This window comes from Fulvivirga sedimenti, from assembly GCF_020328055.1.
This window is the reverse complement of sequence record NZ_JAIXNE010000006.1, coordinates 94,808-119,902: the sequence shown is the minus strand read 5'-3', so window position 1 is coordinate 119,902 and position 25,095 is coordinate 94,808. Positions and strand designations below refer to the sequence as shown.

The 25,095-nt window shown below is 45.5% G+C and carries 20 protein-coding genes; 7 read left to right on the top strand and 13 right to left on the bottom strand.

Going from position 1 to position 25,095, the window contains the following annotated elements; genetic code table 11:
- A complete protein-coding gene (locus tag LDX50_RS26490; RefSeq protein WP_225699306.1) occupies positions 1–1,443 on the bottom strand; it encodes a choice-of-anchor Q domain-containing protein in 1,443 nt (480 codons plus the stop codon).
- Entirely contained in the window at positions 1,443–2,516 is a 1,074-nt protein-coding gene (gene prfA / locus LDX50_RS26485; protein ID WP_225699305.1) for a peptide chain release factor 1, read from the bottom strand. The genes LDX50_RS26490 and prfA overlap by 1 nt, the downstream gene beginning before the upstream one ends.
- A gap of 106 nt (positions 2,517–2,622) precedes the next feature.
- On the opposite strand from prfA, the gene LDX50_RS26480 reads away from it, so the two are divergent.
- Positions 2,623–3,033, top strand: coding sequence for a hypothetical protein (locus LDX50_RS26480; RefSeq protein WP_225699304.1), 411 nt, complete (start codon positions 2,623–2,625; stop codon positions 3,031–3,033).
- Here LDX50_RS26480 and LDX50_RS26475 read toward each other — a convergent pair.
- The 3 genes from LDX50_RS26475 to LDX50_RS26465 all read right to left on the bottom strand — a co-directional run bounded on the left by LDX50_RS26475 (position 3,013) and on the right by LDX50_RS26465 (position 4,847).
- Positions 3,013–3,591 (bottom strand): DNA-3-methyladenine glycosylase I, encoded by a 579-nt coding sequence (locus LDX50_RS26475; RefSeq protein WP_225699303.1) that lies wholly within the window; start codon positions 3,589–3,591, stop codon positions 3,013–3,015. The genes LDX50_RS26480 and LDX50_RS26475 overlap by 21 nt on opposite strands.
- A gap of 75 nt (positions 3,592–3,666) precedes the next feature.
- Positions 3,667–4,392 carry an MBL fold metallo-hydrolase gene (locus LDX50_RS26470; protein WP_225699302.1) on the bottom strand — a complete coding sequence of 242 codons (726 nt, stop codon included), beginning with the start codon at positions 4,390–4,392 and terminating at the stop codon, positions 3,667–3,669.
- 8 nt (positions 4,393–4,400) lie between these two features.
- Complete coding sequence (locus LDX50_RS26465) at positions 4,401–4,847, bottom strand: GNAT family N-acetyltransferase (RefSeq protein WP_225699301.1); 447 nt, start codon at positions 4,845–4,847, stop codon at positions 4,401–4,403.
- 42 nt (positions 4,848–4,889) lie between these two features.
- Here LDX50_RS26465 and LDX50_RS26460 point away from each other — a divergent pair, with 42 nt between their 5' ends.
- Positions 4,890–5,882, top strand: coding sequence for a YpdA family putative bacillithiol disulfide reductase (locus tag LDX50_RS26460; RefSeq protein WP_225699300.1), 993 nt, complete (start codon positions 4,890–4,892; stop codon positions 5,880–5,882).
- Here LDX50_RS26460 and LDX50_RS26455 read toward each other — a convergent pair.
- The gene (locus LDX50_RS26455; protein WP_225699299.1) at positions 5,877–7,247 is read right to left on the bottom strand and encodes a cation:proton antiporter domain-containing protein; all 1,371 of its coding nucleotides are present in this window, start codon (positions 7,245–7,247) and stop codon (positions 5,877–5,879) included. The two genes, LDX50_RS26460 and LDX50_RS26455, sit on opposite strands and share 6 nt — an antisense overlap.
- A gap of 93 nt (positions 7,248–7,340) precedes the next feature.
- Positions 7,341–8,078, bottom strand: coding sequence for a phosphatase PAP2 family protein (locus LDX50_RS26450; protein ID WP_225699298.1), 738 nt, complete (start codon positions 8,076–8,078; stop codon positions 7,341–7,343).
- 95 nt (positions 8,079–8,173) lie between these two features.
- Here LDX50_RS26450 and LDX50_RS26445 point away from each other — a divergent pair, with 95 nt between their 5' ends.
- The gene (locus LDX50_RS26445; protein ID WP_225699297.1) at positions 8,174–10,969 is read left to right on the top strand and encodes a M16 family metallopeptidase; all 2,796 of its coding nucleotides are present in this window, start codon (positions 8,174–8,176) and stop codon (positions 10,967–10,969) included.
- Between the two features lie 108 nt (positions 10,970–11,077).
- Here LDX50_RS26445 and LDX50_RS26440 read toward each other — a convergent pair whose 3' ends face one another.
- Complete coding sequence (locus LDX50_RS26440) at positions 11,078–12,331, bottom strand: 4-hydroxy-3-methylbut-2-enyl diphosphate reductase (RefSeq protein WP_338030009.1); 1,254 nt, start codon at positions 12,329–12,331, stop codon at positions 11,078–11,080.
- A 718-nt stretch (positions 12,332–13,049) separates the two neighbouring features.
- Here LDX50_RS26440 and LDX50_RS26435 point away from each other — a divergent pair.
- From LDX50_RS26435 to LDX50_RS26420, 4 genes are read left to right on the top strand one after another with little or no spacing between them, the layout of a single operon-like run.
- The gene (locus tag LDX50_RS26435; RefSeq protein WP_225699296.1) at positions 13,050–14,162 is read left to right on the top strand and encodes an efflux RND transporter periplasmic adaptor subunit; all 1,113 of its coding nucleotides are present in this window, start codon (positions 13,050–13,052) and stop codon (positions 14,160–14,162) included.
- Positions 14,149–17,307, top strand: a complete 3,159-nt coding sequence (locus LDX50_RS26430) for an efflux RND transporter permease subunit (protein WP_225699295.1) — start codon at positions 14,149–14,151, stop codon at positions 17,305–17,307. The genes LDX50_RS26435 and LDX50_RS26430 overlap by 14 nt, the downstream gene beginning before the upstream one ends.
- Positions 17,300–18,739 carry an efflux transporter outer membrane subunit gene (locus tag LDX50_RS26425; RefSeq protein ID WP_225699294.1) on the top strand — a complete coding sequence of 480 codons (1,440 nt, stop codon included), beginning with the start codon at positions 17,300–17,302 and terminating at the stop codon, positions 18,737–18,739. The genes LDX50_RS26430 and LDX50_RS26425 overlap by 8 nt, the downstream gene beginning before the upstream one ends.
- Before the next feature lie 36 nt (positions 18,740–18,775).
- Positions 18,776–20,143, top strand: a complete 1,368-nt coding sequence (locus LDX50_RS26420) for an MBL fold metallo-hydrolase RNA specificity domain-containing protein (protein WP_225699293.1) — start codon at positions 18,776–18,778, stop codon at positions 20,141–20,143.
- Here LDX50_RS26420 and LDX50_RS26415 read toward each other — a convergent pair.
- From LDX50_RS26415 to LDX50_RS26395, 5 genes are all read right to left on the bottom strand, one after another.
- Complete coding sequence (locus tag LDX50_RS26415; RefSeq protein WP_225699292.1) at positions 20,133–21,998, bottom strand: rhomboid family intramembrane serine protease; 1,866 nt, start codon at positions 21,996–21,998, stop codon at positions 20,133–20,135. The genes LDX50_RS26420 and LDX50_RS26415 overlap by 11 nt on opposite strands.
- A 28-nt stretch (positions 21,999–22,026) precedes the next feature.
- Positions 22,027–22,620: a YkgJ family cysteine cluster protein gene (locus tag LDX50_RS26410; protein WP_225699291.1), complete on the bottom strand. Its 594-nt coding sequence runs from the start codon at positions 22,618–22,620 to the stop codon at positions 22,027–22,029.
- A gap of 85 nt (positions 22,621–22,705) precedes the next feature.
- The gene (locus LDX50_RS26405; RefSeq protein ID WP_225699290.1) at positions 22,706–22,888 is read right to left on the bottom strand and encodes a hypothetical protein; all 183 of its coding nucleotides are present in this window, start codon (positions 22,886–22,888) and stop codon (positions 22,706–22,708) included.
- A gap of 138 nt (positions 22,889–23,026) precedes the next feature.
- Positions 23,027–24,526: a Do family serine endopeptidase gene (locus LDX50_RS26400; RefSeq protein WP_225699289.1), complete on the bottom strand. Its 1,500-nt coding sequence runs from the start codon at positions 24,524–24,526 to the stop codon at positions 23,027–23,029.
- Positions 24,527–24,660: 134 nt separating this feature from the next.
- Positions 24,661–25,080 (bottom strand): Hsp20/alpha crystallin family protein, encoded by a 420-nt coding sequence (locus LDX50_RS26395; protein WP_225699288.1) that lies wholly within the window; start codon positions 25,078–25,080, stop codon positions 24,661–24,663.
- Positions 25,081–25,095: the final 15 nt, after the last annotated feature.

Sequence of the window (25,095 nt, the reverse complement as noted above, 5' to 3'; positions counted from 1 at the left end):
CTATTTAATCTTTTCGTAAGCTCCCAAATCCGGATCTGCATCCCGTGGCGTACCGGTCAGGTCTGTCGGAATACCAATGTCACTGCCACGGTCAATGGCCGGAGAACCATCATCAAGCTGGTAATCATAGAGGCGCGGGTCTGCAAAGAAGGGGTCGGCGTTTATAAGGTTTACATCACCCAGGGCATCTCTGAATTCCAGTGTTCTGATCAGGTTATCCCTGATGTCGATTTGAGCCGTTGCCTCATTGGTGATGCTGATGGTAAGCTCGTCGGACAGACTCCCCCAGACAATTGAGTTCAGGAGTGAAACGTTCAGCGGGAATTGCAGCAGGCTGTTATCATCAAGAATCAGGTTATCGGCAAACAGGACCGAAGGAGACTGACGGAAGAACTGGAATGAAAAATTAGCCAGGGTACAGTGTTCATAGCGATAATTACCGCCGGCATAATTTCCAATTGTCTGAATTTCACAATTATTGATCAATACATTATAGGCATAGAGATCTGAATTGAAGGCAATCAGGCCAAAGCCCGGCAAGACCTGAAAGTCACCCGTGGGCAGTGCTTCGCCACCACCGATATTTTCTATGATTGAATTACTGACTACCAGGTCGGGATTAGCATCGTCGTCCGGAGTGCCCAGGTAAATTCCTACCTGTGCGTTTCTGATTCTCGCATGATCGATTACATGATCTTTACTTCCTTCCAGCATGATAATCCCGCCCCACTGCCCGGGAGCATTAATAAAGTTCTCCTCAAACCGGTCATTACTGAAAAGTATGGGCGATTCCGCTGTTCCTGCCGCCTCAAGGCTGCCCTGAACAAAAATAAACGATGCATTATGTGAATAAATTCTTGCACCCGGCTCAATGGTAAGTTTACAGAGTGAGTCAACCAGTACCGAATTATAAATTACATACGGACGGTTGGCTGTCCAGGTCGTATTGCAAGCAAGGACTTCGCCATTCAGGAAAACAGCATCCTGCCCGTAGGCCACGAGTGGAACGTTTTGATTATTGCCATTTGTGAGAAACTCAATCTGATCGGTGACCAGGAAGGGCAGGTCTTCATCCTCCGGGTCTATCAGTACCTCCACCAATACGAGGAGACTGTCTTTTCCGAGCAACCTGATATTTTCATGCTTACTTGCATTAACCCCGTTGACTACAATATCAAACGGTGATAAATTACCTGATTGTAGGATGATGGATGAGATATTTACCGCATTCCTACTGTCATTGTATACCTTCAGCCGTTTGGTAATACTTCCAATGGAGGTAAAAACGGTATCAAATTTTACTGAGTCTGACGAAAAACGCAGACTGGCGGAAGGATCAAATGTAAATTTCTCCTGCTCCGGCTCACAGGCCAGCAGGATCAGCCCTGTGATGAAAACCAGGAAACCTGTAATTCCTATGTTGGCCGGTGCTTTTTGCTGCATCAGTCGAGAGAACCTTCCTTCATTTTTTCAGCGCTTTCTGCCAGTTTCAGCTGTTCAATGAAATCGTCGATCTCACCATCCATTACGGAGGGGAGGTTATGCTGACTGTAATTGATCCGGTGATCGGTAACACGGCTTTGCGGATAATTGTAGGTTCGGATTTTATCGCTTCGGTCGCCGCTTCCGACCATTGACCTGCGCTGGGCACCTACTTCTTCGTTGTGCCGGGCAAGCTCAATTTCGTATAGCCTTGAACGCAAAACCTTCAGAGCTTTATCAAAATTCTTTATCTGGGATTTCTGATCCTGGCAGGATACCACAAGACCTGTTGGCAGGTGGGTTAACCGGACGGCTGAATACGTGGTATTTACGGATTGACCTCCGGGTCCCGACGAACAGAATGTGTCTTTCCGTATGTCATTCATATCCACTTCCACATCTACTTCATCCATTTCGGGAAGAACGGCTACAGTAGCAGCTGAAGTATGCACCCTTCCCTGCGTTTCAGTTTGTGGAACACGCTGTACCCTGTGAACCCCTGACTCGAATTTGAGTGTACCATAGGCGTTTTCACCGGAAACAGTACTTACGATTTCCTTGTATCCGCCTGCAGAACCTTCTGTCAGATCCAGAACGGTAAGCTTCAGCCCTACCCGTTCGCAGAAACGCTGGTACATGCGGAAAAGGTCCCCCGCAAAAATGGCGGCTTCATCGCCTCCTGTGCCGGCGCGGATTTCGAGGATAGCATCCTTGTCGTCATTAGGGTCTTTCGGGATTAGGAGTTGCTTCAGCTCTTCTTCTATTTTTTCTTTTTGTGGCTGCAGCTCATCCAGTTCCATTTTTGCCATTTCCCTGAATTCCTCATCCTTCTCATTTCTGATGATGGATTTGGCATTTTCAATGTTGGAAAGGATGTCGCTGTATTCATCGTATTTTGAAACGACTTTCTGAAGATCCTTGTATTCCTTATTCAGTTGCGAGTACTTTTTCATATCCTGCATAGTGTCAGGTTGTACCAGCAATTGTCCTACCTCTTCGAACCGGTGCTTGAATTCTTCTAATTTGTCGATCATAATGAATCTGTTATTTAGCAAAAATAACAAATAGGGATGATTTTAAAGTTGGCTTGGTTATTTTCGCTTCATTATGCGAGTGAATATCTTTTTTTTGACTGTAATTATGGCTTCCCTGTTTTCATGCGGTGGAAATCTTTCTGATCAGGAACGGAAGGCGTTGCAGGAGGAGATGGCCAATCGCGAAATTCGCCAGATACGTGATGAGGAAATAGTTAATGAGGCGCTGGATATGGCCCGCAGTATCCGTGAAAGTGATTCCGATTCATTGTTAACAGCCCTGGGCGCAGAGAAGTCAGTCTATTATGCGAGACCTGAAAATGAGAAACTTGCTGAGTTGTGGGATGCCTATGAAGAAGCGATAGGAAATGGGATTCAGCCCGAAGATAATATTCAGCGTGATTACCCTGATTGGCTTATTTACACTTTCATCGATGAGGGAGATTCAGGAAAGTACTTCATGACCTCAATCCGGATAGCCAAAAAAAGTGTTGTGCTATCCCTTCAGCCCAAGTAATTCTGCATGCCTGAAGCAGTCGGTAGTATGATCATTCACCAGTCCGCAAGCCTGCATGTGGGCATAGATAATGGTCGACCCCACGAATTTGAACCCCCGTTTTTTCAGATCCCTGCTGAGTGCGTCTGATTCTTTAGATGTTGCCGGGCATTCACCCTGGGTTTTCCAGTGGTTATGGATAGTTACACCATCTACGAATTGCCAGATATAGGCGTCGAAGGAGCCGAATTCCTTTTGAACCTCCAGAAATTTCTGTGCATTGGTTACGGACGACCGTATTTTCAGTCGGTTACGAATGATGGATGGATTGAGGGTAAGGGTCTCGATTTCAGCCTCAGAAAACATGGCAACCGCATTCGGATCAAAATTGGCAAATGCCTGCCTGTAACCTTCCCGTTTTTTTAGAACGGTCGACCAGCTTAATCCTGCCTGAGCCCCTTCCAGTATCAGAAATTCAAAATGTTTCCGGTCGTCATGCACGGGAACGCCCCATTCATGGTCATGATATTCCACGTATTCGGGGAAGTGCCCCTCAGACCATGCACATCGTGTTACCATGTTTTCTATTTATTTAGCAATCATGTTAAAATAGAAATTAGAATCCTTCTAAACGAATGGCTGAATAGAATGATGTCAGGGCATTTTTCTTACTTTGATATTGACCTCGTCCAGATCTTTGAGAAGCGCAACCAGTTCTGCGGGATCTGTGGAACCATAATGATAGGGATATAGCACATCAGGTTTAAATCCGCGGGCTGCATCGGCCACCATTTCCGGTGTCATGGTATAGGGCAGATTCATCGGAAGAAATGCAATATCAATGTCTTTGAGGGCTTTCATTTCAGGGGTATTCTCGGTATCGCCACCGATGAATATACGCATTCCCCCGCCTTCAATTACATAGCTGTTGCAGGTACCTTTCGGGTGAAAGGGATCACCATGATCCCTCTTATGAACCAGATTATAGGCGGGTATGGCTGTAATGGTGAAGTTTTTAAAAGTAGCTGTTTCATCGTTCGGCAGAACGGTGCCATGACCCAGACTTTCTTTTGCAAGCGCTGTTAGCAATACAGTAGAGCCGGATTTTTCTACGGCTGCCACAGCAGACGGGTCACAGTGATCCCCGTGGTGATGCGTGATCAGGATTAGATCGGCGTCAGGCAAGGTCGTATAATCTGCTTCACGTGTCGATGGATCCACATGGATTACCTGTCCGTCCCACTCCATCATAAATGAACCGTGGCCGATGAAAGTAAAGGTGAGATCTCCAAGCTCAGTGGGATACACATCCTTTTCAAAATCCTGTCCTGATACATTCAGCCAGGATACTGTAAGTAAAAGAATCATTAAATTTTTCATACCTGTTATCATTTCATCCATTCATATAATTGATAATGTTCACCGTCCATACCCATGGCCTGATAAACTTTTTGTGCAATGTGATTTTCTTTTTCGACATACAGACGTATTCCCCGAAGTGAGGGGTTGGCATGAACCAGCTGTTGCACGTGAGTATAGAGCATTCTGAAAACGCCTTTTCCCCTGTATTCGGGCAGGACGTAGACCGATTGGATCCATACCACTGTTCCATTCCTCCAATCGCTCCATTCATAGGTAAGCATCAGACAACCGATGGTTTTTGCATGGTCGCGTACCACAAAGTAACTACCTTTGGAAGGATCATTGAACAGCGCCTCTATACCTGAGTGAAGTGTTTCGGAATCCAGTTGAAGGTTTTCCGTCTCCATGGCCATTTTTTGCTGAAACTCAGCAAGGATTGGGATTTCTTTGGGGGTAGCTTCGTTTATGGTCATATTTAAAGATAACCGAATGGAGTTGATGATGTTATCTTTGCAATGATAAAAGGAGAAAAAACCGGAAAAATGTACGATGTGGTCATCATAGGCGCAGGTCCGATCGGACTGGCGTGTGGTATTGAAGCGAGTAAATCAGGTTTGAATTATACGATCATAGACAAGGGATGTCTTGTAAATTCCATATACCGGTATCCGTTGAACATGACGTTTTTCAGTACGTCTGACCGACTGGAGATTGGTGGTGTTCCGTTCATTTCCCATGGGAATAAACCGAATCGTTTTGAGGCACTGGAGTATTACCGGCGCGTAGCGAGTTCGTGGAACTTGAATTTGAAATTGTATGAAGAAGTTGAGGGTATTGCCAATTCCGGAGATGGTTTTGACATTAAAACAATAAAGGGGGAATATGCTGCGAAGGCCATCATTCTTGCGACAGGTTTCTATGATTATCCGTACCTGATGAATATTCCAGGGGAAGAGCTTCCGAAAGTACGGCACTATTATGATGAGCCCCACCCCTATTTCCGCCAGGATGTCATCGTTGTAGGGGCTGCGAACTCAGCCGTGGATGTAGCGCTGGAGACCTATCGAAAGGGAGCTAATGTAACTATGGTCGTACGTGAAGAAGGTCTGCTGGATAGCGTGAAATACTGGGTGAAGCCTGATATTGAAAACCGGATCAAAGAAGGTTCGATCCAGGCATACTTCAAAAGTGAGGTTCAGGAGATCCGGGAGTTTGAGGTTGACATCGTTACTCCCAACGGACCCCTTACCCTCAGGAATGATTTTGTACTTGCAATGACCGGGTACAAACCAAACTTCAAATTCCTGGAAATGGTTGGGGTAGAAATTGGCGAAGACGCGATGCGTACACCCCGCTATGATCCTGATACCAACCAGACTAATGTTGAAAATGTCTACCTGGCAGGAGTGGTCTGCGGCGGATTACAGACGAATAAATGGTTCATTGAAAATTCACGCATTCATGCAGAGAATATAATCGCAGACCTCCGCAAGAAAGTGGCTTTATAGAATTTCTCTCGGTGGCCGCTTTGGCTCCTCTTTTGGGGGTATTTCTTCCTCTTCTTCTTCCTGGGAAGGTTCATCCTCAATTAATTCCTCCGGAACTTTATGCTTTTCTTTTTCAGGGATCGATTCGATCTGCTTGTCCACCTCCATCCAGTAGTCATGCATTGAATCCACCGGCTCAAGATGTTTTCCTTTGGCGATGAGTGCCAGTGCCATGATTACGCTGGTAATCAGGATCGTGTAAAGCAGAATGCCCGAATTAAAACTATCGGTCTGAATTGCCGTGGGAATAGCAAAGAAGAGGAGAATAGTGATGAGGCCTCGTGGTGAGATCCAGATTTCCGGTGTGAGATTTCGTCTTTTGAAGATCCATATGAAAATTCCCCGCACCAAAAAGAGCACAATCACAATGGCCACACTAAGAATGAGTACCTCCATATCAAGTAGTGAGGAGAGGTCGATTGTAATACCGAAAATCACAAAGAAGAATGTCCTTACCACAAAGGCAGACTCGATGGTCACCAGGTGGAAATTATGCAAAATACTCTTGATAGACGGAAGATGGATCAGCTTGGCCAATTTGCCGCGGAAAAATACCGAGTGATTGTTAAGCACCAGTCCGAAGATTAGGATAATCAGGAGCGAACTGAGGTGGAATAGTTTACCAATGGAATACAGAAGTAAAAGCACCGCGATCAGAAGGAAGAGCTTCACCTGCGTACGTACTTTCTGAAAAATAAGCACCAGGGCGTAGCTCACTACCACCGACAGGATCACAGTGATAAAAATGTTTGAGAAAACATCCCAAACGACAGAATTCACGTCATTGTTGTTCAGGTTTCCTATCAGGAAATAGAAGTACATAATCCCCAGGATATCGGAGAAAGTACTTTCATAGACCATGAATTCTTTTTTATCGTCAGACAGTTCTCCCACACTTGGGATAACGATTGCGCTGCTCATCACCGATAAAGGCACAGCATATACCAGGGCGACCAGGAAATCGTCGATCATAGTTAGCTGTATGAACCAGGCAATTACAAGGGAACAGCCTATTAATGATAGCAGGGCCACGCTGAATGACTTCCAAATCAGCGGCCATTTTTCCCAGGTGAGCTCCAGGTCTAGGGAGGCTTCGAGGACGATCATGATCAGTCCGACAATACCCAAAATTTCGAGTACTCCGAATATCGTATCACCCGTAGGTATTTTGAAATAATCAAGGCCCAGTTTGATGAGAATGCCTGAAAGAATGAGCAGCAAAACGCTTGGAATATTCGTTTTTTCCGAGATTATATTGAAAAAATAGGACATGATAATGATCACGGAGATCGTTATCACGACAGTATATGAATTGACTACTTCCATTCAGTTTTATATTTCCCCCAGCGGATAAATCATCACATTGGAGCCCATTTATTTTAACTTGTAAAAAGCGAATATACTATTTATTCATCTTATTTAGGGGCTGCTGATTTTGTTTTTAGCCCGAAAGAAGTGGAAAACCCTGAAGATGAGTATACATACAATCAGCCAAATCAGCCCTGCTACAAGGCCTGCGGCGACATCAGACGGATAGTGAACGCCCAGATAAATCCGGCTTGCGCCAATGGCAAGGATCAGGAGTGCGGTGAGAGGGATGAGCAGAAACCGGATAACAGGATTCTCCACATATTTATAGGTGAGGTAGATAAGGAATCCATAGAATGCCATGGCACTCATCGCATGTCCGCTTGGGAAACTCAGGGAATTTACCTCCACCAGGTGAAGTTCGTTGAGGGGGCGTGGTCTGCCGATCCAGTTTTTGAGGCCGGTATTCAGCAGGGATGATGATATCAGGATCAGTGATGCATCGATCGCAATCATCCATCGTTTACCTCTCAGAAAAAGAATGAGTGCTGAGAACGGGATCAGAATAAAATAGGCCGGGGCTGATCCCAGGTGTGTAATGATGGTGACCAGCGGGGTAAGTTTTTCAGAACGGTATGAGAAAAACACGCGGGAAATGGCATCGTCGGCCTGAACGAGCTCCGGTGTACCCAGTTTTTCAGTGATCTCAAAAAATATATTTAACAGAAAGCTGGTAACAATGGCGGCTACGATCAGCGTGGCAACAAAGAGTATATACTCCCGCCTGTTTTCATAAAAGGTTCGAATTACCTCTGAAAGAGAAGACTCAGGTGAATCCGGTCTGGTCATGGTGCTAATGTACTAATATTTGCAGAATGAAATGGACCTGGACGAAGTGCAGATGTCCCTCATTTTAATTAACTTAGGTACAAACCTCTACTACTATGATTCAAATAAAAAATATAATGTTCTTTACTGCATTCGTGCTTTTTTCAGCCGGAATGCAGGCGCAGGATATGTCTGAAATTAACCTGGATGACTACCGGATTCCGCATCAGACATTTACACTGGATAACGGACTCACCCTGATCGTACATGAGGACCATAAAGCGCCAATCGCCGCGGTGAATGTGTGGTATCATGTTGGTTCCAAGAATGAAAAGGAAGGAAAGACGGGATTTGCTCATTTGTTTGAACACCTGATGTTCAATGGGAGTGAGAATTTTAATGATGATTACTTCAAGACGATGGAACGAATCGGGGCTACAGACCTGAATGGTACCACCAATTTCGACCGTACCAATTATTTTCAGAATGTTCCAACATCAGCATTGGATATTGCTTTGTGGATGGAGTCTGACCGTATGGGACATTTTGCCGGGGCTATCAGCCAGGAAAGGCTGGATGAGCAACGTGGAGTTGTGCAGAATGAAAAACGTCAGGGAGAGAACCAGCCGTATGGTAAGTTTTTTAGCAGGATGCTTGAAAACGCCTTTCCGGAGGGGCATCCCTATCATCATTCGGTGATTGGTTCAATGGAAGATCTGAATGCTGCATCGCTGGAAGATGTAAAGGAATGGTTCGCCAATTACTACGGACCTTCCAATGCGGTATTGGTTATTGCGGGTGACGTTAACGCAGAAGACATCCTGGAAAGGGTTAAAAAATACTTCGGGGACATACCTCCGGGCCCTCCGGTTACCAGTATGAAAAGTAATATTGCCAGGCGGACCGGAACGATTCGCGATGTACAGCAGGATCGTGTTCCCCAGTCACGCCTCTATATGGTTTGGAATGTGCCACAATATGGCACTGCCGAATCTGCGTATCTTGATATGGCAGCAGGAGTTCTTGCTTCCGGGAAGTCGTCAAGGTTATACAAGCGGCTGGTATATGAAGATCAGATTGCCACTTCGGTCAATGCCTCGAATTTCTCATCAGAAATTGCCGGACTGTTTTTTTTACAGGCCGATGTGAAGCCGGGTGTGAGCAATGATGTGGTGGAAAAGGCAATGAATGAAGAATTGGAGAAATTCCTGCGTGAAGGTCCTACTGCCGATGAGATGAAACGCATCAAAACCCGTCGATTCGCGAATTTCACGAGGGGAATCGAGCGCATAGGAGGATTTGGTGGAAAGTCGGATATTCTGGCCCAGAACGCCGTTTATGCCGGTGATCCTGAACACTACCTTACAGAATTAAAGTGGATTCGGGATGTTCAGGCATCGACTGTTACGGAAACAGCCCGGGAGTGGCTTTCTGACGGGAAGTACTTTCTGGAGATTAACCCGTTCCCGTCCTATCAGGCTAACCAGGAGGGTGTGGATCGTTCCAAGGGGCTGCCATCAATGGGTGAAGCCGTCGCGGTTTCATTTCCGGAAATTCAACGGGCAACTTTAAGTAATGGCATGAAGGTAGTCCTTGCAGAACGTCATTCAGCACCACTTGTTAATATGAGTCTCCGGCTGGATGCCGGTTACGCGGCAGATCAGTTTGCATCACCGGGTACGGCAAAGTTGGCGATGAATATGCTGGATGAAGGCACCAAGACGCGAAACTCACTGGAGATAAGCGATGAGCTGGCTATGCTGGGCGCGTCACTTGGGAGCGGTTCCAATCTGGATGAATCGTTCGTTTCGCTGTCTGCACTAAAGGTAAATATTGATCAGAGTTTAGACCTGATGGCGGATGTGATTTTGAATCCTGCATTTCCCGAAGAGGATTTTGAGCGGCTAAAGAAACAACAGCTGGTTGAAATTCAGCAGGAGAAGGTACAGCCCATCGCCATGGCACTCCGGGTGTTTCCAAAGTATATGTATGGGGAGGATCATGCATACGGAATGCCTATGACAGGATCGGGATACGAATCAGATGTAAGTGCACTCAAACGCGATGATCTGATTAAATTTTATACTACATGGTTTAAACCGAATAATGCCACTTTAACGGTTGTGGGTGATATCACCATGAATGAGCTGAAGCCATTGCTTGAAAAATATTTCAAAGGCTGGAAGCAGGGGGATGTGCCTGAGAAAAACCTGGCGGAGGTTGATTTCCGAAATGCAAAGAAAATCTTTGTGATGGATCGGCCCGATGCGATACAAAGTGTAATTCTTGCGGGTCATGTCGCTCCTCCTTCAGGGTCACGTGATGATATCAATATTGATATGATGAATACGATCATCGGTGGCGAGTTCACCTCACGTGTAAACATGAATTTGCGGGAGGAAAAGGGCTGGGCCTATGGTGCCGGTACCATTCTGATGGAAGCAGAAGGACAGCGTCCATTTATTACTTATGCGCCGGTTCAAAGTGATAAGACATCCAATTCGATGGCAGAGATTAATAAGGAACTCACCGAATATATCAATGATAACCCTGCTACGGAGGAGGAACTTGAAAAGTCGCGTACAAATAAGGTTCTGGCACTGCCAGGTCAGTGGGAAACTTCCAATTCTGTATTAAGTGCGTTGGGCGAAGTAGTACGTTTCAATTTGCCGGATGACTACTGGGCTACGTATGCCGATCGTGTGAGTGGAATAACGTTAAAAGATGTACAAAAAGCGGCGAAGGAAGTTATTCATCCTGAATCATTAAGCTGGATCGTAGTAGGCGACCGCGCTAAGATCGTGGAAGAGATCAAGGCATTGAACCTGGGTGAGGTGATCTTCATTGACGCCGACGGTAATCCGATAAACCCGGATGGTCAGCCTGTAAAAATGGAAGACGGAGGTAATTAAAAGAATGAGATCTGGTCACAGGTATGCCGAAAGCATACCTGCGACCGATCAAAGTGTCAGGTCACGTAATTTTGCAATCACATACTTTGTTGGCTGGGAAGCCCGGAACTATTCAACCTCCGTAAGAGCTGCCACCACTTCTACGGGATCCTTAGACCCGGGAAAGAAGGATTTTATCCGGTTGATAACATCATCAAGAATAGTATCAGGACATGATGCCCCACTGGTAAGAATGATTCTCACCGGTCCGTTCTTTGGAAGCCAGTTCCGGGTTTGTAACTTTTCTTTTTTCTTGTAATTGAAGTGTTGTATTTCATCGGCTGATTTTATTTCCGATGCGGCATTAATGAAATACGTGGGGAATTTCGATTCGCAAAGCTCCACGATGTGAGATGTATTGGAGCTGTTGTAACCACCTACTACCACTGCCAGATCCGCCTCACTTTCGAGCAATGCGTAGGTGGCATCCTGGTTGTCATTAGTTGCATAACAGAGTGTGTCCCTGGTATCTGCAAAATGATCTTTATAATCATCATTGTAGAGACCGATCATGATATTTTTGAAGTAATCGGCTATCGCCTGGGTTTCGGTAGCCAGCATAGTGGTTTGGTTGACAACGCCGATCCTGTCAAAATCTTTTGCGGTATCAAAACCGGGAGTAAAACGGCCTGCAAACTTCTCGTAAAAAACTGATGGATCTGTTTCACCGGTGATGACCTTACCAAGGATTATGGCCTCAGACATATCACGTATGATCACTGATGGTGCCGATTTTGAGCTATGAGAAAAAGTTGCCCGGGTTTCCTCATGTCTGAATTTACCATGAATGATCACGGTATGTCCTTCTTCTCCCAATTTCAGGGAACGCTTCCATACTTTTTCGACGAACGGACATGTTGTGTTGTATTGCTGAATTTCTATTCCGATGTCGCGTAATATCTTTTCGGTTTCAAGTGTTGTGCCGAAAGCAGGTACAATAACAATATCGTCTTTTGTGAGGCTTTCCCATGGAATGAACTGTGTTCCGTCTGTGTCCATGATAAATCGTATGCCCCTGTCTTCCAGATCCCTGTTAACCTCCTGGTTGTGTATCATCTGGCTGAGCAGATAGACATTTTTGTCGGGATTTTCTTCCAGCGCGTTATAGCTGATCTCAATCGCATTTTCAACGCCGTAGCAAAATCCGAAATGACGGGCGATCAGGAAAGTTACAGGCCCAAGATTTATTTCAGAGGGTTGAAGGTCCTTCTTCCGGGGATCCAGGGATTTTCTGAAATCCTTGATCTTGCCGGTTATGGAAGATTTATAATAGGCGGGTATGTTGAACTGCTTGATAGTGCTCTTATTTAGTTGTATGAACACAAAAATACAGGTAAAGTTTGCATTAATCCACACGGAAGGCGGAAATAGGGAATATGCACAAAATGGAATGGCTATAAAAAGCGAATGGGAACCCTCCTTATCGGACGATTCCCATTCCATGGCCGTTATTCACAACCATGACAAGCCTGAATTTTAGCGTCAACCAGCGAATTCCCGAAGGAACATTCCGATATCAACGTTCATTTCCATTCTCAGACTACATCATGCCTGGACACGATGCCTGCACTGTATGTTTTTGTGGGTAACCATTTCAAACGTCCTAAGACGATCTTTCACATGACAGCAACAAAATTTACTTTGTTTCAGAAGCCGAAACCTCTTCTACATTTCAATCAGTCCTATCAGTAAATACATCGTTGTAATCCGAAGATTATTTCAGCCGGAAGGCCTTTAATGCATTTATCTGCCGAACTTTCACTACTTGCCGACACTCTTTTGTGTCTGCCAGTCATCCCTGACTTGATGATTCTAAGTACCTACTTTTCTTTCCGATTTGCAATGATTTATATCATATTTTATCAACAACTTTTGCACATTTTTTAAGACCTATAAGCAGGTACTTATGCACACAATTTTGAGTTAAATCACAGAGTTATCAACCAAGATAGGAGCATTGATATTTTTTCGTGGCAATTCTCTCAGGCAACCTTTATGTGCGCTACTTAATTTTTTTATACTTTGCAGTAAACAAACGCCAATGAAGAATTTATTGATTCTGATTTCAGCGGGTATTCTTCTTTTTTCCTGTGAACCCAAGAAGCAGCAAGTCATTACTCTTACCGTTCCTGTATACGAGGTGAAGAGTTCTGATATTTCTGTATACAGGGAATTTATTGGTCAGACATATGGCCAAAATGATATTGATATACGCGCTCGTGTTCAGGGGTTTCTCGAAGGGATACATTTTCAGGAGGGATCCCGGGTTAAGAAGGGTCAGTTATTATATAGTATCGATCCACAACCCTTTCTGGAAAAGGTGGCTCAGCAAATGAGTTATCTGGCTCAGGCGGAGACGGCACTTTCAAAGGCAGAAAGTGACCTGAATCGAATCCGCCCGCTGGCCGACAGAAATGCCGTAAGTAAAAGTGATCTGGATGCAGCCGTGGCGTCCTTTAAAGCTGCACAGTCGGAAGTGGAAGCGGCCGAAGCGGCTGTCCGCCTGTCAAAAATAGAACTGGGATATACAAAAATATATGCGCCCATCGATGGCGTCATTGGTATTTCACAGGCGGAAGTTTCTGACCTTGTCGGACAGCTTCCAAATTCTGTGATTTTAAATACTGTATCTGAAATCGATACGATTCGTGTGCGGTTTTCAATTTCAGAGGCCGAGTATCTCACGCTGATTCGTGAGAGGGATTCGGTAAAGTACAAGGATAAGGTTGGCCTGCAGCTGATCCTGGCAGATGGATCGGTACATCCCTATGAGGGCCAGGTTGATTTTGCCAACCGCCAGATCGACAGAAGTACGGGCACTTTATTATTGCAGGCATCCTTTCCCAACCCTGAGGGTTATATACGTCCGGGCCAGTCGGCCATTATCCGGGCAAAAGCCTATACGCTGAAAAATGGCATCATGGTTCCACAGCGCACTGTTACAGAAATCCAGGGCATGTACCAGGTGGCTTTGTTTAACAGCGACAATACCATTGAAAACAGGCGGGTTGAGGTTGGTCCGAAAAAAGGCAACATGTGGGTAATTGAGAAAGGCCTTTCTGCCGGGGAAAAAATTGTACTTGAGAATGTGGCAACACGGGGAATGGCCGTAAACCTTGAACCCGAAATTCAGGATTTTGATGTCATCGAATAAAGAATCGGATAATTTCTTCGTCAGCCGCCCCATCGTGGCAATGGTTATTGCCATAGTCATCGTTATTGTTGGGGTCGTATCATTATTGGGACTGGCGATTGAGCAGTACCCAGACCTCTCACCTCCCATGGTGCGGGTTACTGCCTATTATACGGGTGCAGATGCTGTTTCGGTAGAGAATTCTGTTGCAACTCCATTGGAACAGCAGATCAACGGGGTGGATAACATGATCTATATGAAATCCACCAATTCCAACGATGGTTCCATGTCGCTTAATATTTCCTTTGAGGTTGGCACAGATCCAGATATGAACACGGTCTTCACCCAAAATAAGGTTTCTTCGGCAACGGCGAAATTACCGGAAGAGGTGAAGCGACTTGGGGTTACCACTCAGAAAAGTTTTTCGCTGCCCATTATGCTGGTGAGTTTTACCTCACCAACAGGTGAGTTCGGCCAGGATTTTCTGGGTAATTTTTTATCAATAAGCATTAAGGATGTCCTGGCGCGAATTCCCGGGGTTGGAAGAGTCGATCTTTTTTCAAGTGATTATTCGATGCGCATATGGGTAAAGCCAGACCGTCTTGCACAACTTGGCATTACTGTTCCTGAAGTGGTCAATGCGGTAAAAGGACAGAATATAATTGCCCCGGGAGGAAAATTTGGTGGCGAACCGGCACCCCCGGGTACAGAGTTTACCTATGCGGCTAAATTTCCCGAACGTCTCCAGCAGGCTGAAGAATTTCAGAATATTGTGGTTCGTACTAATGAAGACGGTTCGCAGGTAAAGATTAAAGACATCGCTTCCGTTAACCTCGGAACGGAGAATTACAATTCCATTACACGGCTTAACGGGCAATCTTCAGGCATCCTTGCTATTTACCAGGCACCCGGAACGAATGCGGTGGAGATCGCTCAAAATATTCGCACAACACTTGAAGGTCTCAAGCCTACCTTTCCTGATGGAATAGACTACACCGTTTCGCTGGATACCACCGAAGTGATCACCGAAGGTATCAGTGAGATTGTCGTCACCCTTATCGTGGCACTGGTGCTGGTGATACTGGTTGTTTTTATATTCATCCAGGACTGGCGGGCCACACTTATTCCTACTATTGCCATACCGGTATCGCTCATTGGCGCATTCATCCTCTTTCCATTGCTTGGATTTACCATCAATGTGCTGTCGCTACTCGGACTTGTGCTTGCGATCGGTATTGTAGTGGACGATGCGATTGTAGTAGTAGAAGCCGTACAGTCCTATATTGCTAAAGGCTTTTCCGCCAAAGAGGCGACAGCCAAGGCAATGAAAGAAGTGACCGCGCCGGTCATTGCCACCACGATTGTCCTGATTGCCGTATTTGCTCCGGTGGCCTACATGGGTGGTATTACGGGCAGGTTATATCAACAATTTGCTATCACCATTGCCGTTTCAGTCGCGTTTTCTTCAGTAAATGCCCTGACACTAAGCCCAGCCTTGTGTGGGTTGTTATTACGTGAGTCCAGGCCCGTGAAAGGCATCCTGGGTAAATTCTTTAGCTGGTTCAACAGAAAGTTTGACGTGGCCACAGATAAGTACACTTCATTTACCGGGATAGTAACCGGTAAGATCCGGCGGGGCGTAATTTTCATCGTTATTATTGTGGTTGCCACAGGAGTTTTTGGATTTCTGGTTCCTGGCGGGTTCCTTCCGGAAGAAGATCAGGGCTTCCTCTTTGCCAATATTCAGTTACCCGATGCGTCTTCATTACAGCGAACAGACGAGATCGCGAAACAGGCGGAGCAAATCCTCATGCAATTACCTGAAGTCGAATATGCAACAACTGTTTCGGGATACAGTCTGATCTCCGGGAGCAATTCCAGCAATACTGCCTTCCTTTTCATTTCACTGAAGCCATGGTCTGAGCGGGAGCTGACAGCCGCCCAGGTAGCACAGAAGATAAATGCAGCCTTTTTTAAAAATATCAAAGGCGCACAAGCCTTTAGCTTTGGTCCGCCTGCCATTCCAGGGCTGGGAAATGGTTCCGGGTTTACCATGATGCTACAGGACAAGGGTGGAAACACACCCCAATACCTTCAGGAACAAGCCATGAAATTCATAGCCGCGGCTAATGCCCGTCCGGAAATACAGGGTGTATTTACAACCTACCGGGCATCTGTACCTCAGCGGGAACTGGAGGTCGACCGCGACCGTGCATTGCGGATGGGTGTTAATTTAGCCGATCTGTATCAAACCGTTGGTTCCTTTCTGGGCGGTGCTTACGTAAATGATTTTAACCGTTTCGGACGTTTGTACAAGGCCTATGTTCAGGCAGACCCCGCGGCACGGCAAAGTCCGGATCAGTTGGGCCTGTTTTACGTGCGAAATAAAGACGGGGAGCAAGTGCCGTTATCGACGCTGGTAACGATCAGGGAGGTATATGGCCCGGAATACACCAACCGGTATAACCTGTATCGGGCCGCAGAGATTTCGGGTTCACCGGCTCCCGGATATACTTCAACCCAGGCCCTGGATGCGCTGGAAGAAGTTGCGGCCGAAGTGCTGCCTGCAGGGATGGGATATGAATGGAGTAACATGTCTTACCAGGAGCGCGTGGCCGGAGGAGCCGGTGCTATTATTTTTGTTTTTTCACTTGTTTTCGTGTTCCTGATCCTCGCCGCACAGTATGAGAGCTGGTCGCTGCCATTCAGCATCCTGCTTGGAACACCTTTTGCAATTTGCGGAGCACTTCTTACTATATACCTGGCCCGATTCTTTAGTTTGTCCTATGAGAATAACATTTTTACCCAGATATCGCTGGTAATGCTCATTGCCATGGCAGCAAAAAATGCAATTCTGATTATTGAGTTTGCCAAACTAAAATTTGACGAAGGAATGTCTCTCACCGAATCGGCGATTGAAGCGGCCAGATTACGATTCAGACCGATTCTGATGACAGTTTTTTCATTCATACTTGGAATTTTACCCCTGATGATTGCATCAGGAGCAGGAGCGGAAGCCAGAAAGGTGATGGGTATGGCGCTCTTCGGAGGGATGATGCTTGCCACCTTATTAGGAGTATTCATGTATCCGATGCTGTTTGTATTCATTGGTAAAATAGCCGGCTATGAAAAGAAAAGAGCTTTAAAATCAGCAAAAGATGGTTAAAAGATTTATCTGCCATATTCTCCTTCTTGCCGGAGTTGTACTTCTGCTGCTACCTGGATGTAAAGTGGGGCCGAACTACAAACGGCCTGATCCCGTTTTTGATACTACGGCATATTACCGGTTTGATCCGCTTAAAGGCGATACCATTACAAATGTGAAATGGTGGGAACTCTTCCAGGATGAACAATTACACGACCTCATACGAATAGCCCTGGAAGAAAATCAGAATTTATTGATCGCTACCTCCCGGATTGAGGAGGCGCGGGCATTTCTGGGTTTTACAAAGGCGGATCTCTATCCGAATATAACGGTAAGCGGACAGGCTACCAGGAACAATTTTGTACAATCTATAAACCAGCAGGTTGACGTTCGCAATACTTTCTTTATTGCGCCGGCATTGTCGTGGGAAATTGATTTTTGGGGCAAATTGCGGCGTGCCAATGAAGCTGCCGTAGCAGAAATGCTGGCCACCGAATATACCAGGAGAGCCATTCAGGTCTCGCTTATCTCAGACGTGGCAGCGCTGTATTTTCAATTGCTGGACTACGACAAGCGGCTGGAAATTGCCCGACGAACATTTGAGTCACGGCAGCAGGCAAGCGCCATCATTGAAGACCGCTTTAGTGAGGGCTATACAGCCCAGATCGACCTTGACCAGGCGCGTATCCAGGAATATATTGCCGAAGGAGCCATTCCTGTTTATGAACGACTCGTGGCACAAACCGAAAATGCCCTGAGTATTTTGCTGGGAAGGGCACCTGGAAGTGTGGCGCGCGGACTGGATTTATACAATCAACCAATACCGCCTCCGATTCCAGCGGGAATGCCGGCAGATCTTCTTGCGCGGAGGCCGGACGTATTGGAAGCGGAACAGCTCATGATTGCACAAAACGCCAGGGTTGGAATTGCTACCGGAGCGATGCTTCCTTCGATTAATTTGTCTGCCTTTATTGGAACAGCCAGTAACGATTTCAGTCAGCTCTTCTCCAGTGGTACAGCAGTGTGGTCATTTGGCGGAGGTATAATCAGTCCGTTATTTAACTTCGGCAAGAACCGAAAGAGAGTGGAAATTGAGAAACAACGAACCATTCAGGCACAGTATGCCTATCAGGCCACAGTGATTCAAAGCATACGGGAAGTGGAAGATGCGCTCATTAGTATTAATACATACGACCGTCAGCTGAATGCCCGGATCAAGCAGCGAAATTCAGCTCAAAGTGCGAAAGAACTATCAAGGGAACGTTATAATGGCGGTGTTACCAGTTACCTGGAAGTTCTGGAAAATGACCGTGCCTTTTTCCAGGCTGAACTGGAGGCAGCTGAGACTCAACAGCTGTACCTGCGATCCTACATCAGTTTATACAAAGCTCTTGGAGGAGGGTGGATCACCGAAGAAGAAGCCCTGCAGGAGACACCCGTTCAGGAGGATTGATACCAACAAAAGGGCAAAATGACTGTTTAGTTCATCATGGCATTCCTTGAATTTTTCGGTGCAACAAAGCAGGTAACCGGCAGCCAGCATATACTGGAATCCACAGATGGATGCCGGATCATGATTGACTGCGGCCTCGACCTGCAGAAACCCGAAGACCATTTTCCTTTTGGTGCGAAACCGGGATCGATCGATATTGTGATTCTCACACATGCACATATTGATCACTCAGGTCTGATTCCATTGCTGGTTAAAGAAGGATTTGACGGACCTATTTATGCTACGTACGCCACGTATCAACTTACCAGGATTTTACTGTTTGATGCGGCACGTATTATGCAAAAAAAGTATAGAAAAGGCCGTAAACCCTCCTTTTTCTATAAGCCGTCGGATGTGGAAGAAGCACTTGAGCAGTTCATTACAGTTGATTTCGATGTGAAGATCGACCCGGCCCCGGACGTTTCGTTTACTTTTCTTCGTGCAGGTCATTTATTAGGTGCCGCAATGGTTTCTGTGTATCTGGCAGATCCCGGGATTCGGATACTTTTCAGTGGTGATCTTGGCAGGGCTGGTTACCCACTGCTTAACGCCCCTGATAAACCCCCGCAGGCCGACTACCTTATTTGCGAAAGTACATACGGTGGACGCTGGCATAGCGATACGGGTGATATCGAAAAACAGTTTGTTGAAATCATCCACAATGCCTGCGTTAAAATTCCGGGCCGGCTCATAGTACCTTCCTTTTCCATTGGCAGGACCCAGCTATTTCTGTATGTTCTGAACAAACTGCGTGTTAGTGGAAACCTGCCTGACATACGTATTTTTACAGATAGTCCGCTTGCTCATCGCAGTACACGCGTTCATGAAGATTTTTATTTTGAGTTTAATCAGGAGGCAATCGATTTTGTTGATGAGCATGGCTCACTATTTGATTTTGACCGGATCACATATTTGCCCCGCCTTAACAGTGCCGAGGAAATCAGTAATTATAATGAGCCCTGCATAATCCTTACATCTTCCGGAATGGTGCGCGGAGGTAAGTCGATGGATCATGTTCGGATGAATCTTGCCAACCCGTACTGTACGATTTTATTTATTGGATATTGTGCTGAGGGAACGCTGGGCAGGGAGTTACTCGATGGCAAAAAGGAGATCATGTCTTCCGATGGAGTACTGCCTGTAATGGCAACTATTATTGGAACGGATGCGCTTAGCGGTCACGCTGATCAGGATGAGCTGATGAATTTTGTGCTTCATCAGAACGAGAAACTTCTTAAGCGGGTTTTTCTTGTCCATGGAGAACCAGATTCAATGTCTGCATTTTCGACATATCTCGAAAAGGAAGGATATCAGATAACTATTCCTGTTCAGGGACAGCGGTTTGATCTGTTGGCTAAAAATTAATATCCACAATTCCCTCACTCGTGACGGGGACACTTCCATGTTCTCTGGCCGGATTCCAGTCGGGTCCTTCCTTTAACCATTTAATGGCTAGCTCGTCATAATACGGGTTTGCCGAATCCAGTACCCGTATGTCGTAGATCTCACCTTTCGCGTTACAGCTGAAAAGCAGTCTAACGGTTTGCCGGTCTTCACCCGGATCCACATTTTTTTTTCGGTTATTGATATAGGATCTGAAAGCATCCATTCCGTTGACTGGTGTTGGATACAAACTCGAAGCATCATATGTAATAGTGTTGTTGCCCTCATATGATTCTCCCAGAATTAAACGGCCATTTTCGTAACGTTCCTGAAACTGAATTTTCCCATCCGGATATAAACCGTAGGCTCTGCCTTCCCGCAACCCTTCCTTGTAGGGTGTATAGGATTTGATATTGCCATTTTTATAATAGGTGATCTCGGTTCCGTTTCCATCAGAAACCTGCACTTGTCCGTTTTTATCCCTTGATTCCCGAAGATAACCGCGGTCACCGTAAATATAAATCTTCGCCGGTTCCCCGTTTTCATGGAAGAATTCCCATTTTCCTGTGCGGTATTCTCTTTCATACCGGCCCACGGCATCATATGTGCTGTCGCTGAAATAATATCGGAAAATACCATCCCTCAGTCCTTCAGTATAGGTTCCTTTCATCTGAATGGCGCCTTGTTTATAATAATCTTCTACCCGGCCATTCCAGCGGTCTAGCGAATCTCTGTAACCGATCCGGTAGTAAACGGCCTGTTCACGCCGGAATATTTCCCGCCAGGCACTATCATAAAAAACTCTGACGAGATCCTGTTTCACATTATCTTCCGTTGCAGAAGATTCAGGATTGTATTCCATTGAAAGGGGATAATTGAGTTCGGAGAGTCGGTAGCTTCTCACTAATTCAAGACTGTCGAGGTAGCGGTACGTTTCCCTGTAAATCAGGTTTGCCATATAATTTGCCTCAACGGATTTTATTTTCGTGTATTCCGACAGGTTTTTTCTATCCTCAGCAAGTTTTGGATTCATATTTGGCAATGAATCGGTTAAAACCTTTCCGAGGCTGTCATACGTCAGGCTTATTTTTGAGTATGCGTCGGCAGCTTCCTCATCCGTTTGGTAATCCCGTTCCTGAGATTCCAGTCCCATCAGTAATTGAAACTGATCAAAATGAATTTTTTGGGTGTCAGGGATCGTGAAAAAAAAGATCCATACTACCGGAATGAGTATGATTAGTCCGGATGCAAGTCTGAAATAAGGAAATGACAAGAAGAGCAGAGCAGTAAACAACCCAAAACAGAACCCACCTAAATGGGCGGCATTGTCGAATGGCAGTATGTTCCCCAGAAAGATCGTGAGGAGGAGATACCCCAGGAGCAGCAGCAATGATTTTAAGAAAACCGTAATATCGTGGCGATTTTCCCATAATTCGATCAATGAATGAAAACCGAATAATCCAAATATCGCACCGCTGGCTCCTACCGAAACGGTAAAGAAATTATAATGCATGGAAATGATATTGGCGAATAGTCCAGACAGAATGAAAAGCACCAGGAGATAAAAATGACCCGTACGGCTTTCGGTCGTCGATCCGAGTATATACAGGGCGGTCATATTCAGAATAAGATGCAGGATACCCCCGTGAAGAAATATTGAGGTGAGCATTCTCCACGGTTCTGCTCCGGAGCTAAGAGGGGTAAAGTTGGCACCCTTATTAATTAAAATTACAGCTTCGGGTGTTTCAACAGGAAATCCCTGAACCGCAAAGCCCAGGATACAGGTAAAAATTAAAAATAGAGTTACTGCCGATTCCCGAATATTGATTGTTTGCATTTCCACATGTTATGAGGAGCGAGGATTGTTATGATACCTTTCGCAAACGGCGGTACGCATAGTAGGAAAACACAGCTTCCAATGCTCTTCGTATCGCGTCATTTACCGGCATCATCTCTCGTCCCAGTTCAGGATCAATAGCTGAAAGTCGGAAATAATAGTCTCTCATAAAAACAATATTACCCTTTTCAGCGTGCAGGATGCCTTTCTGGTAGGATTCAGGTTGTTCAGTTTTAATGGTTTGACAGGTTACAAGGCGGGCTTCACCATTTTTATCCCGCATGGCAGTGAAGCCGAAAAGTCGGCAAATGAGACCTCGGTACGCATATTTCTGACAGAACCCATGATCAGAGGTCTTTTTTAGCGGGATGAAAACACCACAATGTAGTTGAGCACCGGTGGTTTTCAAACGCTCATACCAGGCCGAAGCCTCGCCCGTCTTAAATAAATGATAAGCCAGGGGAAGAAATTCAAGCGGCGTAGCGGAAATATCGGGTTTTATACAACATCTGCCACATGAGGCAATGCAATGCATCCCTGTAGTTTTTTGAAAGGCGCTTATCTCCTTTTCGAGCTGTTGAAACACCTTTTCAACCGCGCGAACTTTAGTATAGATCGTCACGTAAAAATAAAGGGCAAAGGTAGCCTTCCCTTTTGCTTATTTGCAACAGGTTTGTCGCTGCGATTGTAAATTTATCGTAATATTTTCAGCTCGCCTTTAACAGCGTATCCTGACTTAGCCTTTTGGTTCTGATTTCCTTTTTTTCCAAATCAAACCAGGCACACTCTACGAGGTAATTGCGCTTGTCCTTGATATAATTCAAGACTTCCATCACTCTACCGTCCCTTCTGGATCGTACCCTTTCTCCTTTCTTGAAGCGTCTTTTCATAGGCATTAAAAATTTCAAAGATCTATAACTAATAATACGTTATTTTTTGATCAAAAAGCGCACATTGTAATAATTCTTGTGCGTATACAACGCATATATGAAAGAAGGGGCATGTTTTTCAATCATGCCCCCTGATTTTTAACCCAACCCGAGCCCGTAGTAGTAAACTTTCTGACTACCTTCATAGACTCCCTCGATCAATACTCCGCCATTTCGGTTTTTAAGGATTGATACGACCTCATCAGGATCATTTACATCTTTTCCATCGATACGGGTTATAATGAACCCTTCGCGAATATCTGTTTCTGACCTCAGTTTTCCGGCGTTGAGGCGAGTGATCTTAACACCGTTTTTAAGATTCAGCTTATTCAATGTCTTTGCATCAACCGAAGCCAATTCGGCTCCCAAAGCAGTCAGGATCTCAGGTCGTTCAACTTTCATCAATTCTGTGGTGCCGTTTCTGTTCTTGAGGACAGCATTGTACGTGAGCAGCTTACCGCCACGGTTAACACCCACTTCGATTTTGTCACCCGGCCTCTTCGATCCAACATAACCAATGAGCTCCGCAGTGGTAGCGATGTCATACCCATCAATGGATACGATTACATCCCCCTGTCGGATACCTGCTTCCGCAGCAGCCGTGTTTTGCTGTACTGCGGCAACATACGCTCCCTGCAGAACATCCAGATTATTCTCCCGCGCGAATGCGGCATTCACGTTATTGATCTGAACACCCAGCAGTCCGCGCTGAACACTTCCGTAAGCCATCAGGTCTTCTATTACCCTCTTTACGATATTGGCCGGTACGGCGAAGCCATATCCACTGTACGATCCGGTAGGACTGGCAATTGCCGTATTGATTCCCACCAGGTCACCGTTTAGGTTTACAAGCGCACCTCCGCTATTGCCTGGGTTTATGGCAGCATCAGTCTGAATAAATGATTCTATTGAATTATTCACACTGTCACCAGGTGAAACATTCTGTAAGATGTTGATACTTCGTCCTTTTGCACTTACAATTCCAGCTGTGACAGTTGAAGTAAGGTTGAAGGGATTTCCTACGGCCATTACCCATTCTCCCACACGCAGATTGTCTGAATTGTAGAGAGACAAATACGGCAGATCGCGGGCATCAACCTTAAGCAATGCCAGGTCGGTAGTGGGGTCGGTACCAATTACTACTGCCTTGAATGACCGGTTGTCATTCATCACAACCTCAATGTCTTCAGCTTTATCGATCACATGATTATTGGTAACAATATACCCTTCATCATTGATGATCACGCCGGAACCGGATCCGACGCGCGGACTGTTATTGCCTCTTGGGTCCATGAACGGACCGAAGAAATCTCTGAATTGTTCAGGGATTTCCCGAAGTGCCTGATTCTGATCCTGTGTTGACATTTGGGTACTTCTGATGTGTACCACAGCCGGCATAGTTTTCTCAGCTGCGGCACTAAAGTCGAACGGGGCCAATGTACCGTCTGCATTGTATGTTGCCGGTATCACCGGTGCCTTATCAACATGCTCAATTTTTAATGTTTGATCGTCTTCACGATCTTCAAATAATTTCATTGTGCCTACAGTAATTGAACTTCCCAATACTGCGGCAAGAATTAATGCACTAAATTTTCTCATAATTTTCCTCTGTTTTAAAAATGTCGTTGGTTGACAACAGGTTGGGAATCGAGTTTATATTTTTTACGGATGAACGTTAAAAAAGTTAAACGGGATGAACGAGTGGTCCATCCCGTTTTTAAAAGGTTTATAGGTTAGTTGATTTCAATATGACGGGCCATCTTATGCTTTGCTTCTTCCTTTTTTGGAATCAACAGCTTAAGAACGCCATCCTTGTACTCTCCCTTGATTTTATCCTGTTCGATAGATTTGGGAAGCATGAAGGAACGGCTGAAAGAAGAATAATTAAACTCGCGTCTTGCGTATTTTCCTTCTTTATCCTTTTCTTCTTTTTCATCCCTCTTTTCATAGGAGATAGTTAACACCTGTTCTTCGAGTTCGACATTGAAGTCTTTCTTCCTCATTCCAGGTGCAGCGAGCTCAACCATGTATTCGTCATCTTTCTCAACAATATTCACTGCTGGTTGAGTGAACGATTTCAGGTCATTTCCAAACCATTCTTTTCCGAAAAAATCATCGAAGAAGGCCGGGAAAACATCCGAAGTTCTCTTCATTAATGTCATGATATC

Bases quoted from the DNA above. Each gene is read 5' to 3' on its own strand.
- LDX50_RS26400 (WP_225699289.1), bottom strand. From the start codon at position 24,526: ATGAGAAAATTTAGTGCATTAATTCTTGCCGCAGTATTGGGAAGTTCA.
- LDX50_RS26430 (WP_225699295.1), top strand. From the start codon at position 14,149: ATGTCATCGAATAAAGAATCGGATAATTTCTTCGTCAGCCGCCCCATC.
- LDX50_RS26435 (WP_225699296.1), top strand. From the start codon at position 13,050: ATGAAGAATTTATTGATTCTGATTTCAGCGGGTATTCTTCTTTTTTCC.
- LDX50_RS26445 (WP_225699297.1), top strand. From the start codon at position 8,174: ATGATTCAAATAAAAAATATAATGTTCTTTACTGCATTCGTGCTTTTT.
- LDX50_RS26415 (WP_225699292.1), bottom strand. From the start codon at position 21,998: ATGCAAACAATCAATATTCGGGAATCGGCAGTAACTCTATTTTTAATT.
- LDX50_RS26475 (WP_225699303.1), bottom strand. From the start codon at position 3,591: ATGGTAACACGATGTGCATGGTCTGAGGGGCACTTCCCCGAATACGTG.
- LDX50_RS26470 (WP_225699302.1), bottom strand. From the start codon at position 4,392: ATGAAAAATTTAATGATTCTTTTACTTACAGTATCCTGGCTGAATGTA.
- LDX50_RS26460 (WP_225699300.1), top strand. From the start codon at position 4,890: ATGATAAAAGGAGAAAAAACCGGAAAAATGTACGATGTGGTCATCATA.
- LDX50_RS26455 (WP_225699299.1), bottom strand. From the start codon at position 7,247: ATGGAAGTAGTCAATTCATATACTGTCGTGATAACGATCTCCGTGATC.
- prfA (WP_225699305.1), bottom strand. From the start codon at position 2,516: ATGATCGACAAATTAGAAGAATTCAAGCACCGGTTCGAAGAGGTAGGA.
- LDX50_RS26465 (WP_225699301.1), bottom strand. From the start codon at position 4,847: ATGACCATAAACGAAGCTACCCCCAAAGAAATCCCAATCCTTGCTGAG.
- LDX50_RS26405 (WP_225699290.1), bottom strand. From the start codon at position 22,888: ATGAAAAGACGCTTCAAGAAAGGAGAAAGGGTACGATCCAGAAGGGAC.
- LDX50_RS26480 (WP_225699304.1), top strand. From the start codon at position 2,623: ATGGCTTCCCTGTTTTCATGCGGTGGAAATCTTTCTGATCAGGAACGG.
- LDX50_RS26420 (WP_225699293.1), top strand. From the start codon at position 18,776: ATGGCATTCCTTGAATTTTTCGGTGCAACAAAGCAGGTAACCGGCAGC.
- LDX50_RS26425 (WP_225699294.1), top strand. From the start codon at position 17,300: ATGGTTAAAAGATTTATCTGCCATATTCTCCTTCTTGCCGGAGTTGTA.
- LDX50_RS26395 (WP_225699288.1), bottom strand. From the start codon at position 25,080: ATGAAGAGAACTTCGGATGTTTTCCCGGCCTTCTTCGATGATTTTTTC.
- LDX50_RS26450 (WP_225699298.1), bottom strand. From the start codon at position 8,078: ATGACCAGACCGGATTCACCTGAGTCTTCTCTTTCAGAGGTAATTCGA.
- LDX50_RS26490 (WP_225699306.1), bottom strand. From the start codon at position 1,443: ATGCAGCAAAAAGCACCGGCCAACATAGGAATTACAGGTTTCCTGGTT.